The organism is Actinocorallia aurea (assembly GCF_054783995.1).
Map to the genome: position 1 here is coordinate 101,142 of NZ_BAAGPQ010000032.1, position 12,272 is coordinate 113,413.

General features: G+C 73.6%; 12 protein-coding genes. 7 read left to right on the forward strand and 5 right to left on the reverse strand.

Translation table 11 applies throughout. The annotated features are described in order from the left end of the window. Nucleotides 1-39 precede the first annotated feature (39 nt). The gene (locus tag ACYVOM_RS35240) at nt 40-1,185 is read left to right on the forward strand and encodes a hypothetical protein (protein ID WP_460307923.1); all 1,146 of its coding nucleotides are present in this window, start codon (nt 40-42) and stop codon (nt 1,183-1,185) included. A 93-nt stretch (nt 1,186-1,278) separates the two neighbouring features. After that, entirely contained in the window at nt 1,279-2,367 is a 1,089-nt protein-coding gene (locus ACYVOM_RS35245) for a hypothetical protein (protein WP_460307924.1), read from the forward strand. Between the two features lie 91 nt (nt 2,368-2,458). Here ACYVOM_RS35245 and ACYVOM_RS35250 read toward each other — a convergent pair whose 3' ends face one another. Next, entirely contained in the window at nt 2,459-2,866 is a 408-nt protein-coding gene (locus ACYVOM_RS35250) for an ATP-binding protein (RefSeq protein WP_460307925.1), read from the reverse strand. After that, a complete protein-coding gene (locus tag ACYVOM_RS35255) occupies nt 2,863-3,108 on the reverse strand; it encodes a hypothetical protein (protein WP_460307926.1) in 246 nt (81 codons plus the stop codon). The genes ACYVOM_RS35250 and ACYVOM_RS35255 overlap by 4 nt, the downstream gene beginning before the upstream one ends. A gap of 307 nt (nt 3,109-3,415) precedes the next feature. Between ACYVOM_RS35255 and ACYVOM_RS35260 the strand changes: the two genes are divergently transcribed. The 3 genes from ACYVOM_RS35260 (at nt 3,416) to ACYVOM_RS35270 (ending at nt 6,630) form a co-directional block, all read left to right on the forward strand. After that, nucleotides 3,416-4,261 carry a helix-turn-helix domain-containing protein gene (locus tag ACYVOM_RS35260; protein ID WP_460308009.1) on the forward strand — a complete coding sequence of 282 codons (846 nt, stop codon included), beginning with the start codon at nt 3,416-3,418 and terminating at the stop codon, nt 4,259-4,261. Nucleotides 4,262-4,279: 18 nt separating this feature from the next. Then, entirely contained in the window at nt 4,280-4,492 is a 213-nt protein-coding gene (locus ACYVOM_RS35265) for a DUF397 domain-containing protein (RefSeq protein WP_460307927.1), read from the forward strand. Nucleotides 4,493-4,704: 212 nt separating this feature from the next. Further along, nucleotides 4,705-6,630: a WD40 repeat domain-containing protein gene (locus ACYVOM_RS35270; RefSeq protein ID WP_460307928.1), complete on the forward strand. Its 1,926-nt coding sequence runs from the start codon at nt 4,705-4,707 to the stop codon at nt 6,628-6,630. A gap of 102 nt (nt 6,631-6,732) precedes the next feature. Here ACYVOM_RS35270 and xylB read toward each other — a convergent pair whose 3' ends face one another. Both xylB and xylA read right to left on the reverse strand, forming a co-directional pair. Further along, nucleotides 6,733-8,094 carry a xylulokinase gene (gene xylB, locus ACYVOM_RS35275; protein WP_460307929.1) on the reverse strand — a complete coding sequence of 454 codons (1,362 nt, stop codon included), beginning with the start codon at nt 8,092-8,094 and terminating at the stop codon, nt 6,733-6,735. Then, nucleotides 8,091-9,236 carry a xylose isomerase gene (gene xylA, locus ACYVOM_RS35280; protein WP_460307930.1) on the reverse strand — a complete coding sequence of 382 codons (1,146 nt, stop codon included), beginning with the start codon at nt 9,234-9,236 and terminating at the stop codon, nt 8,091-8,093. The genes xylB and xylA overlap by 4 nt, the downstream gene beginning before the upstream one ends. 114 nt (nt 9,237-9,350) lie before the next feature. On the opposite strand from xylA, the gene ACYVOM_RS35285 reads away from it, so the two are divergent. Then, nucleotides 9,351-10,484, forward strand: coding sequence for an ROK family transcriptional regulator (locus tag ACYVOM_RS35285; RefSeq protein ID WP_460307931.1), 1,134 nt, complete (start codon nt 9,351-9,353; stop codon nt 10,482-10,484). Between the two features lie 131 nt (nt 10,485-10,615). Further along, nucleotides 10,616-11,374, forward strand: coding sequence for a neutral zinc metallopeptidase (locus ACYVOM_RS35290; RefSeq protein ID WP_460307932.1), 759 nt, complete (start codon nt 10,616-10,618; stop codon nt 11,372-11,374). 54 nt (nt 11,375-11,428) lie between these two features. Here the strand turns inward: ACYVOM_RS35290 and ACYVOM_RS35295 are convergent, their stop codons facing one another. After that, the gene (locus ACYVOM_RS35295) at nt 11,429-12,271 is read right to left on the reverse strand and encodes a transglutaminase family protein (RefSeq protein WP_460307933.1); all 843 of its coding nucleotides are present in this window, start codon (nt 12,269-12,271) and stop codon (nt 11,429-11,431) included. Between the last annotated feature and the right edge of the window lies 1 nt (nt 12,272).

Consider the following 12,272-nt stretch of genomic DNA (forward strand, 5'->3'; position numbering starts at 1 on the left):
AGGTGGCACAGCTGTTCCTGTTGCCCCTTTGGAGACACCTTGCGCCGCCTCGCCCTGCTCCTCTCCCTCTCGACCGTGGCCCTCGCCGCCTGCTCGACGGCCGAGCCGCCGGTCGCCGCCCCGTCGGCCGCGTCGCCCGCGGCGAGCGGCGCACCCGTCGTGCGCGGGCTCGATGAGGCGCACCCGGAGGCGGCGACCGCAACCGTCGCTTTCGGCGCCGAGATGCGTCCGGGGCTGACGCTGGTGCCCGCGGCGGTGACCGGCGACGGACTCGTCGCCGGATCGCTCGTCGACGCCGACGCCCGGCAGCACGCGCTGGTGCTGGCCGATCCGAAGACGGGAAAGGTCACCGCGACGCTGCGCGAGCAGCGCCCCGCCTCGAACGGCCTGGACGGACCCTGGTTCGACCCCGTCGCGGCCGACGACCGCCATGTCGCCTGGGTCGAGGGCGTCGCGGATGGGGACTTCACCGACTGGCGGCTCTTCCTGCACGACCGCGAGAGCGGACGGACCGAGGCGGTCGCGGCCGGCCGCGCGGACATCGACTGCGCCGTGGACGGCTCGCGCCTCTTCCTCGGCGAAGGGCGCCTGTGGTGGACGGACTGCGACATCGCGAAGAACGGCCGGGCCCCCGCCGTGTTCTCGGCCGATCTCGCCGACCGCGAGCCCGGACTGCTGCGCAAGAACGCCATCCTGCGCGGCCTCGCGGGCGGCGGCGAGACCTTCGTCGAGGACGCCTCCGCTGATCTCCTTCCGGTGGTCCTGCTCGACGCCACGGGCGAGCCGAAGGAGACCGTCGTGAAGACGGGCCCCGACGGGTTCGCCGCCGACGCCGAGCTCAGCGCGCGGGAGGTCTGGGGGGAGGAGGAGGGCCGCCTGCACCTGCGCGACGGCGCCCGCGACCTGGTCCTGCCGCACACGGCTTCCGGCCCCGTCTCCGTCTCCGGCCCGTTCGCCGCGTGGGCCGCGATCGATCCGGCGGACACCGGCTGGCTCTACGACGGACGCACCGGGACCGCCCTCCGCCTCCCCGGCGCCCCGGGGTCCGTCGTCCTCGGCGGCTCGCACGTGGTGTGGACGACCGGTCAGGATCCCGCCCCGTCCGCCGCGCCGGGCGAGGTCGTCGCCGCTTTCTCCCTCCCCGACACCGTCCACCTGCTCCCGCTGTCCGCACTCACCCCGTAGCGCGGTCACCGTGCCGGAGCCGGATGCCTGTTCCGGCGAACGGCGTTCTAGGCTCGCGCGGGATTCTCACCCACCCTCGCCCCGGGAGATCACTTGCGCCGCCTCGCCCTCGGTCTCGTCGCCGCCTCCGTCGCGGCCTCTGCCGCCTGCTCGCCCTCCGCCCCGGCCGCCGCCCCTCCCGAGCCCTCGACGCCGCCGGCGACGCCGGCGGTCGTACGGGACCTCGCCGAGACCCACGGATTCGCCGAGGCCGTGACGGAGACCTTCGACGCCGAGGTGCGGCCCGGCCTCCGGCTCCTCGCCAAGACCGTGACGCCGGACGGGCTCGTGGCCGGGTCGCTGCTCGACGGGGAGTCCCGCGCGCACGCGATCGTGCTCGTCGACCCGAAGACGGGCGAGGTCGAGGCGACGGTGCGCGAGCAGCGTCCGGCGAAGGACGCCCGGGACACGCCCCAGTTCCGGGCGATCGCGGCCGACGGCGCCCATGTCGCCTGGATCGCGGCGACGCCCGGCCTGAACTACACGGACGCGAAGGTCATGCTCTACGACCGCGCGAAGAAGACCGCGTCGGTCGTCGCCGAGACCGGGCGCGAGGAGCCGGCCTGCGCCCCGGACGACGGCCTCCTCCTCGTCGGCGACCGCCTGTGGTGGACGGCCTGCGACGGCTCCGCCGACCAGGCGGTCTTCTCCGCCGCCGTCGCCGACCCCGAACCCGCGGTCCGGGCCGCGCACGCGCGGCTGCTGGGCGTCGCCGAAGACGGAGACGTCATCGTCAGGCAGAGCCTGAAGGGCGACGACCCCGGACAGATCCTGAGGCTCGCCCCGGACGGGACGCGCAAGGCGGTGATCTCGGAGGCCGGCCGCTTCGTCATGGCGGCGAGCGCCGACCTGACCGTCTCCACCGACGTGAGCAGGAACGAGCTGCGCCTGCGCCACGGCTCCCGCGAGGAGTGGGTGCCGCACCGGACCGCGACCGCCCCCGTCGCCGCGGGCCGCTTCGCCGCCTGGACCGCCGAGGACCCCGTCGGCACCGCATGGCTGTTCGACACCGGAACCGACACCGTCTACCGCCTTCCCGCCCCCTCGCTCGCCGCCCTCACCCCCGGCCATCTCCTCCTCGCCGACTCCTCTTCCTCCCCCGGCGAGTACTCCTTCCTCCCCCTGTCCACCCTCTTCGCCTGACCTTCACCCCCGGCTCCCCGGGCGTCGCGGACCTCGCCGGGGGCCGCCTGCGGTTCTCGGTCCGCCTCGCCTCCTGACGGCCCGCGAGGCCTCAGGCGTCGACGGTGAAGCGCACCTCGCGGCGGCCGTCGGGGAGGCTGCGGGAGGACCACTCCTTCGCGAGCGCGTTCAGGAGCCAGAGGCCGCGGCCGTGCTCGTCGTCGCTTGCGGCGGGGCGGGCGACGAGGGGCGTGCCGCCTCCTCCCGCGTCGAGCACGCCGATGCGGACGCCGCGGTCCGCGGTCTCGGCGGTGAACTCGACCAGGCCGCCGGGCAGGCGCGAGTCGCTGTGCGCGCAGGCGTTGGCGAGGGTCTCCGACAGGAGCAGCACCGCCGTGTCGTGCCAGGGGTGGGAGCGGCCCAGCCAGGCGCCGAGCACGTGGCGCGCGCGGGCGATGTGCGCCAGATCCCCCGGCAGCACGACGGTCATCCGCCCGGGGCAGGCGCCGGGGCCGGTCACGCGGCGGCCTTCCCGGCGAGATGCGCGGCGACCTGGTCGAGGTGGCGGACGTCCGCCCACCGGCCGCCCCACGCGTACACCCAGCCCCCGGCCCGTTCGGCCGCGGCGACCGCGAGCAGCCCGGACGCCGCCCGCCCGACCCGCAGCACCGCCCCGCCCGACGCGGGATTGACGAGGTACGAGGGGCATCCCCGCTCGCCCAGCCCCCGGCACAGGTCGGCCAGCAGGAGAAAGCGCGTCACGTTCGCGGGCACCGCCCGCGCCGCCGCGCCCTCCCCCGCCCAGCCCGGCCGCGGCCCCCCGGACCGCGAACCCCGAAGAGAGACAAAAGCACTCATCTTCACCACTCCAGTTCTCTCGATCGAGACGATGCACCCCCGTGCACGGGAGATCCCCCGAACTCCAGCCGGAGCGCGCATGTCTCGTTACTCTCCGAGTGTGACCCAGCGAGAGTCGCGGCGTTCGCATTTTCAATCGGAACTAGTTCCATTTGCCAAAGTCGCGAGAGACGAAAGGTGGTAGACCGTGCCGAAACGGACCAGTCCCACGGTGCGACGACGCCGGCTGGCGGGCGAGCTCCGGCGTTTGCGCGCCCAAGCCGGCCGGACCCGTGAACAGGTGGCCCAGTTCGTGAGCTGCGCGCCCTCCACGATCACCAAGATCGAAGCCGCCGCCACCGGAGCGCCTCCGGCTTACGTCGCCCGCATGCTGGAGTTCTACGGCGTCGACGGCGAAGAGAAAGAGGCCTGGCTGACGGTGGCCAAGCAGGCGCGCAAGCGCGGCTGGTGGACGCCGTTCTCGCGCGCCATACCCGAGTGGTTCACCATCTACATCGGGCTCGAAGAGGAGGCTTCGACGATCAGGGAGTACGAGTGCGAGATCGTTCCGGGCCTCTTCCAGACCGAGGGGTACATGCGGGCCCTCATGAGGTCGACCCCCGTTGCACCGACGCAGGACGAAGCTGACCGGCGCGTCACCGTGCGGCTGAAGCGGCAGCAGCTCCTCCTCAGCCCCGACGCTCCCGACCTCTGGGTGATCCTCGGCGAAGCCGCGCTCAGACGGGAGGTCGGCGGCACCGATGTCATGGCGGACCAGCTGAGGGAGCTCGCGGGAACCGCACGGCTTCCCAACGTCACCGTCCAGGTCCTCCCTTTCACCGCGGGCGCCCATCCCTCGATGCAGAACGGGTTCGTCGTCCTCGGTTTCCCCGAACCCCTGGACCCTGACGTCGTATACGTCGAATATCGGACAGGAGGGATCTGCCTCGAACAATCGGCGGACATACGGATATATGAGACAGTTTTCGACCACCTTCGAGCGAAGGCGCTCAGCCCCGAGGACTCCGCCGCGCTGATTCAGCGGATCGCCGATGAGATGTCCCACCCCCGATGTTGACGAGGCGGTTTCTGCACCATGCGCGAGTCCGTGATCTGGCACAAGAGCAGTCACAGCGACAACGGCGGCCTGAACTGCGTGGAGGTCGCCTCTCGGCGGAATCCTGGAACGGACGCGCCATCGGTCGCGACGGTCGCCGTGCGGGATTCGAAGAATCCCGGGGAGGGGGTGCTGGAGCTGTCGCGGCGGGCGTGGCGGGCGTTCTCGGGCGGGGTGAAGACGCGGGCGTGACCTCCGGGCGGTGCGCTCCTGCGGACCGACTCCGGAGGGACTTCACGGGGTGAACTCCGGGCCGGGTTCCGGCGTCTACCGGTCGGCGCGGCCCGCGGATGGGGCCTGCGGGCTCGGCGGGTCGGGAGGTGCCGGTGGAGACGGTGTTCCGCGGGGGCGGCGAGGGGTGGCGTGTCGTCTGGAGCGGGGGGACCGGGCTCGGGAGACGGGTCGTGCACGCGTTCGACGGAGAGGTCCGGCTGCGGGCCGTGGCTGCGGAAGGGTGGCTGCTCCACCGGGAGGTGCCGGGCTGGCGCCGGCCCGACGGCAGGACCGCCTTCGCCGCGGGTGAGCCGGGGCAGGAGTGGGCGGAGCCCACGACGGCCTTCTCCCCGCTGCTCGGAGTGCCCGTGGTCCTCGCCGCGTCCACGGTCTCCGCCAAGGGCGGCCGCTCGGTCATCGCGATGCATGCGGTGCCCGGGATGGAGCTGATGAACGCATGGGAGACCGGGTTCCCCTACACCGCCCGCCATCTCACCGCCGTCGCGGCGGACGGACGCTGCCTCGCGGCGGCGCGGGCCCCGTGGTCGCCCGAGTACCGCGTCTGGGACGCCGAGACCGGCGCGGAGGTCTGCGCCTGGACTCAGGAGCACGAGGGCACGATCGCCGCCGCCGAATTCGACGGCGATCCCCTCCTGCTGACGGGCGACGGACCGCTCGTGCGGGTACGCGACCCGCGCACCGGTGCGGAGACGCGGCGGCCCCTGGTGTTCGAGGGCGTCGAGGAGGCCGTGTCGATCTCCGTCGCCGCCGGGTACGCCCTGGTCGCCGGGCGGCTCAGGACCGGGCTGTACCCGCTGGCCGGTGGCCCACCGCTGTGGACGTCCGACGGCGACGGCCCGGACGCGCCGGTCAGCGGCCTCGGCCTGCTCCGCGGCAGGCCCGTGGCCCTGGTCAACACCCGCGGCCCGGGTGCGGGCCACCCTGTCCTCACCACCATGCTCGGGCGGCTGTCGGGACCCGCCGTCGTGCTCGACCTTCTGAGCGGGCGGCCGGTCGGGGATCCGCTGCCATGCGGCGCGTCGGGCGGGGGCTTCCTGCCGGCTCCGGAAGGAACACTCGCCTACGCCGCGCTCGCGTGGTCCCGGGACGATCCGGGCGACACGTGGGTGTGGGATCCCGAGATCCCCGACGACGCGCCCGCCTGGCACGGCGGCCCCGTCCGCGCGTTGCACTGCACCGTGCTCGACGGGGCCGAGGCGGCGGTCTCCCTGGACGAGGACGGCGACGCCCACCTGTGGGACCTCGACGCGCTCGCCCGCGACCCCGGCGCCGCCGCGGGGGTCCCCCTCGGCGGCGACGTCGGCGCCCTGGACCTGGTGACGTACGGCGGGCGGCCCGCCGCCGTGCTGGGCGGCGCGGGCTGGGTGCGCCTGGTATCCCTGGCCGACCGCGCCGTGCTCGCCGAGACCGCGCTCGCGGAGGACGAGGAGGTGACGGAGCTCTGCCACACGGGCGGGGACGACGACCTGCTGATCCTCGCCGGGGTCGCCACTCCCGACCCGCACTCCCCCCGCCGGCACGGATCGGTGCGCGCCTGGAAGCCCGGAGCCGCGCCGGCCCCGCCCTTCGGCCGGGGTTTCGGGAACGGCCTCTTCCGGGTCTGCGCCCTGGCCGCGATGAGGGACGGCGACCGCACGATCGCCCTGCGCTCGGGCGAGATCCACAACCTCTCCCCCGAACGCTGGTCCGTCGAGGACCGTGCCTACCTCGACACCGTCAGCACCGGCGGCGACGTCTTCGCGGCGGCCGCCACCGCACTCGACGGAGTGGCCCATTTCGCCTGCACGACCTACGCCGGCGGCGTGGCGCTCAGCCGGGTCTCGGACGGGAGGATCGTCGCACGGCTCGCGAACGACTCCTACGGGGTGGCCCAGGCCCTCGCGGTGTCCGGCGGCACCCGGCCCCTGATCGCCGCGACGAACCACTTCCGCGTCCTGTCACTCTGGCGCGCGCCGGACCCGTCGCCGCTGTCGCCCTCCGGCCGCCTCGCCCACGCCTCCTTGGCCTGTGCGTGGACTCCGTCCGGCCGCCTCCTGGTCGGCCTCGGCCCAGGGCTGGCCCTTCTCGAACCGCGGGTCCGGGGCGGGGCCGGCTGACCGCCCCTCGTGGCACCCGGCCCTTCGCCGGAGCGGCCCGCCACCCCGCGGAACGCTCCGGGGACCGGGCGCCCACCCCTCCGGGGCACCCGGTCCCCGGGTTCAGCGGGGTGCGACCTCGCGGTAGCGCGCCAGGACGTCAGGCGCCGGCTCGGCCGTGCACTCGACGGTGCCCGCGGCGGCCCACTCGGGCGGCTCCGCGCCTCCGTCGAGCAGCCAGGCCGCCTGGCGGGCCGCGCCGATCGCCACGTACTCGGCGGGTTCCGGCACCAGGACCGGGCGGCCGAAGATCGCCGGGGCGAGCCGCCGGACGGCCTCCGAGCGGGCTCCGCCGCCGATGAGGAGGATCCGCTCGGGTTCCAGGCCGAGCGCGGCGACCGCGTCGGCGAGGTGGCACAGCAGTCCCTCGACGGCGGCCCGCGCGAAGTGGGCGGCCGTGGAGTTGGCCAGGCGGATGCCGTGGAGGGTGCCCGTCGCGTCCGGGAGGTTGGGCGTGCGCTCGCCCTCCAGGTAAGGGACGAGGACCAGGCCGTCCGCCCCCGAGGGCGCGGCGAGGGCCAGGTCGCTCAGCTCCGGCAGGGACACCTGGAGCGTCGCGGCGGCCGCGTCCAGGACGCGGGCCGCGTTGAGCGTCGCCACCAGCGGCAGGTAGCGGCCCGTCGCGTCGGCGAACCCGGCGACCTTGCCCGTGACGTCGGCGCTCGGCGCGGACGCGACCGCGAAGGCCGTCCCGGACGTGCCGATCGACACGACGACGTCGCCGGGCCTGCCGCCGACGCCGAGCATCGCCGCCATGTTGTCGCCGGTGCCCGGGGCCACAGCGATCCCGTTCCACTCGCCCGCCTGGGCGCGCGGCGCGAGCACCTCGGGCAGGCGCGGGACCTTCCCGAAGGCGTCGGCGAGGATGTCGGTCCGGTACTCGCCCGTGGCCGGGGAGAAGTAGCCGGTGCCCGAGGCGTCGCCCCGGTCGGTGACGAGTTCGCCCGTCAGCCGCCACGTCAGCCAGTCGTGGGGCAGGCAGACGGTCTCGGTGCGCGCGGCGCTCTCGGGCTCGCTCCGGGCCAGCCAGCGCAGCTTGCCGACGGTGAACGACGCCACCGGGACGCTCCCGACGGCCTCGGCCCAGAACGGCGCGCCCTTCTCGGCGACGAGGTCGGCCGCGTCGGGCGCCGAGCGGGTGTCGTTCCACAGCAGCGCGTCGCGCACGACCTCGCCCGAGGAGTCCAGGCAGACCATGCCGTGCTGCTGCGCCCCGACCGACAGCGCGGACACGTCGGCGAGGCCGCCCGCGCGCTCCACGGCCGTCTCCAGCGCGCTCCACCACGCCGAAGGCGCGACGGAGGTGCCGGGCGGGTGGGGCGCGGCGCCCTCGCGGACGAGGGCGCCGGTCTCCGCGTCGCGGACGACCACCTTGCAGCTCTGCGTGGAGGAGTCGACGCCCGCGACGAGACGGGGTGCGGTCATCCGCGGACCCCGAGGAGGTGCTCGATGGCGAGCTGGTTGAGGCGGGTGTAGGCGCGGTCGCGCAGGGCTGCCGCGTCGGGGTCGAAGTCCTCGGCGAGCAGGTCGGCGAGGGACTCGCCTTCGCCGAGCGCCGGGAGGGCCAGCTCGGGTGCGTGGCTCGCGGCGAGGGCCTCGGCGACCTCGGGGTCGGCCCGGTAGGCCGCGGCCTTCTCCTTGAGGATCAGGTAGGTGCGCATGTTGGCGGCGGCCGACGGCCACACGTCCATGTCGGTGCGCAGCGGCTTGTAGTCGAAGTGCCGGGGGCCCTCGTAGCCGGCGTTCTCCAGGAGGTCGACGAGGAAGAACGCGCTCTTCAGGTCGCCGTGGCCGAAGATCAGGTCCTGGTCGTACTTGGGCCCGTGCTGGCCGTTCAGGTCGATGTGGAACAGCTTGCCGTGCCACAGGGCCTGCGCGATGCCGTGGACGAAGTTCAGGCCCGCCATCTGCTCGTGGCCGACCTCGGGGTTGAGGCCGACGAGTTCGGGGTGCTCCAGCGAGTTGATGAACGCCAGGGCGTGGCCGATGGTCGGCAGGAGGATGTCGCCGCGCGGCTCGTTCGGCTTCGGCTCGATCGCGAAGCGGAGGTCGTAGCCCTTGTCGATCACGTAGGACGTGAGGATGTCGAAGGACTCCTTGAAGCGGTCCAGCGCGATCCGGACGTCCTTGGCGCCGTCGGACTCCGCGCCCTCCCGGCCTCCCCAGCACACGTAGGTGGTGGCGCCCAGCTCGGCGGCGAGGTCGATGTTGCGGATGACCTTGCGCAGCGCGTGGCGGCGGATGTCGCGGTCGTTGCTGGTGAACGCGCCGTCCTTGAAGACGGGGTGGGTGAAGAGGTTGGTGGTGGCCATGGGGACCTTGAGGCCGGTCTCGGCCAGGGCGCCCTTGAACCGCTCGATCGCCTTGGCGCGGTCCTTCTCGACGGCCAGGAGGTCGTCGTCGTGGAAGGTGACGCCGTAGGCGCCCAGTTCGGCGAGCCTGTGCACGGACTCGACGGGGTCGAGGGGCGCGCGGGTGGCGTCGCCGAAGGGGTCGCGGGCCTCCCAACCCACGGTCCACAGACCGAACGTGAACTTGTCTTCAGGCCTCGGGGTGTAGGCGGACACGGTGCGGCTCCTCTGCAGCCAGGCGGGGGCGGACCGCATGAATCCGCCCTGGACCGGGAATTAGTCCATAATATTAACTTAATAAGACCCGATGGAGGTGGCATCGTCAAGCCCATGCACGCGAACCCCACGCAGGCGCCCGTCCGGCACGGCGCGATGCGCGCGCAGAACCTCGGCCTCGTGCTCGGCGAGGTGGCCCGGGGCGGGCCGCTGACCCGCGCCGCCCTGGCCGAGCTGACCGGGCTCACCAAGACCACGGTGTCCCGCCTGGTCGCCGACCTCCTGGACGCCGGGCTGGTGGCCGAGGCCCCTGCCGTGTCCGGCGGCGAGCGCGGCAGACCGGGCGTCGAGGTCAGCCTGAGCGGCGGCCGGGTGGCCGCCCTCGGCCTGGAGGTCAACGTCGCCTACCTCGCCGCCTGCGTCGTCGACCTGACGCGCGAGGTGCGCGTGCGCAAGGTGATCCACCGGGACAACCGCGCGGAGCGGCCGGAGGACGTCCTGTCGGCCGTGCGCGCACTAGGCGACGAGGCGGCTTCCGAGGCCTCCGATCTGCTGATCTCGGGCACCGTCCTGGCGATCCCCGGACCCGTCGGACGGGGCCGGGTGCACAACGCGCCGAACCTCGGCTGGCGCGACGTCGACGTCGCCGCCCTCTTCGGCAGGCCCGTCACCGTCGAGAACGAGGCCAACATGGCGGCCCTCGGGGAATTGGAGTTCGGCGGGGCGCCTTCGGACTTCCTGTACGTCTCCGGAGAGACGGGCGTCGGAGCGGGCCTCGTCAGCGGGGGCTCCCTCTACCGGGGCGTCCTGGGCGTCGCCGGCGAACTCGGCCATGTGGCCGTCGCGTCCGAGGGCCCTGCCTGCCGCTGCGGGGCGACCGGCTGCCTTGAGGTCTACGCGGGCCGGGACGCCCTGCCCTCCCCCGAGGCCCTCTCCTCCGGCGACCCGTCCGCCCTCGAAGCCTGCCGCCGCGCCGGGCACGCCCTGGGCGTCGCGCTCGCCTCGGCCGTCAACCTCCTCGACCCCGGCACCATCGTCCTCGGCGGTATCTACGCACCGGTCTTCGGCCGGCTCGCCCCTGCCGTCCGGGAGGTCCTCGCCGAACGCCTCGCCCGCCTCCGCCCCACGCTCCCTGACCTCGTCCCCTCCGCCACCGGCCCCGACGCCGCGGTCCTGGGCGCCGCGGGGCAGATCCTCCAGCGGGTCATCACCGAACCGATGGCCTATGCCGGGAAAGCGACTCCCTGACGCCCGGACGGCTTTATGTCGGTAAGACAACGGATGTGGGAAGGTGCCCCGCACACAGAACTTATGACCGGATCGCGGAGTCAGAGTAGGTGGTTGATCCCCCGCCCTGACCTGCACGGAGCGATCCAGTAATGCTGTTCAAGCGCCTCCTCCCGATCACTCTCACGGCCGTTCTGGCGACGTCCGCCTGCACCTTCCAGTTCCCCGACCCGGCGGCCACCGTCCAGCCGACCTCCGGGACCACGGTGAAGCCCGACGCCCAGCAGACCGGCGACGGCCCCGCCACCGAAGAGCCCGGCGTCCCGACCGCCAACCAGAGCTTCTCCGACGCCGAGGTGACCCAGGAGATCAACGACGCCGTCGAGGTCGTCAACACCTACTGGCAGACGCACTGGAGCGAGTACTTCACCGGCACCTACACGCCGCCGCAGGTGTGGGGCTCCTACTCCGGCAACGACCCCGAGCGCTTCACCTGCTCGGGCGAGCCCGCCGCCGAGATGAACGCCTACTACTGCATCGGCGAGGACTACGTCGCCTGGGACTTCAACCTCATGCGCGAGGGCTACGCCCAGGGCGACGCCTGGATCTACCTGGTCGTCGCGCACGAGTGGGCGCACGCGATCCAGAACCGCCTCGACGACAGCCTTGTGGACGTGGCCGGCGAGCTCCAGGCCGACTGCATGGCCGGCGCGGTCCTCTACGGCTCGACCACCGACGGCACCCTCACCTGGGAGCCCGGCGACACCGCCGAGATCAGCGCGGGCCTGACCACCCTCGGCGACGAGAGCCCCTGGGCCGACCCGTCCAGCCACGGCGACTCCATCGAGCGCGTGAGCGCCTTCGGCCAGGGCCGCACCGGCGGCGTCGCCGGCTGCCTCGCGAGCTCCTGACGGCACGGAAGGCCCCTGACCGGCGGGGCGCGCGGTCAGGGGCCCGCAAGCCCCTCAGCTCAGCCTGGTGACCTCCACGCGCACGTCCATGGTGCTGCTGGGGGCGCCGTGGTAGATGCCCTTCAGCGGCGGCACGTCGGCGTAGTCGCGGCCCCGCGCGACGGTCACGTGGCACTCGCCGACGGGGACGCCGTTGGTCGGGTCGTGCGCCACCCAGTCGCCCGCCCAGTACTCGATCCACGCGTGACTCTGGCCTTCCAGGGTGTCTCCCGGAGAGGCCGAAGGGTCGGGGTGCAGGTAGCCCGAGACATAGCGCGCGGGCAGGCCCAGCACCCGGAGCATCCCCACGGTGAGGTGCGCGAAGTCCTGGCAGACGCCCCTGCCGTCCTGCCACGCCTCCTGCGCGCCCGTGTAGACGCTCGTCGCCCCCGGCACGTAGGCGAGCCGGTCGCGTACCCAACCGGACACGAGCAGGGCCGCCTCGTGCGGCTCCGTCCCCTTCGCAAGGGCGCGGACCTGCTTGGCCAGCTCGTCCGACAGGGCGGTGTGCTCGGTGGACGCGAGGTACTCCTCCAGCCGGAGGCTCTCCACACAAGCGGGCAGCTCCGCCCAGCTCGGGGAGTCCGGCAGCGGAGCCGGCGCGCTCGTCTCCACGGTGCTGCGCGCCACCAGGACCAGTCCGTGGTGGTTCGCCTGGAGGTCGAAGGACGCCACTTCGCTTCCCCAGTAGTCCCAGTACGACCAGACGGGCACGTGCGGCTCGATCGTGAGCCGGTTACCGAGGACGGTCTGCCCGGGGAGCGTCAAAGGCGCCATCCGCACCTCGTTGTAGGACGCGCGCGCGTCACCGTCGTAGGAGACGCGGGTGGTGTGCGTGATCTGAAGCCGCCAGCCCATC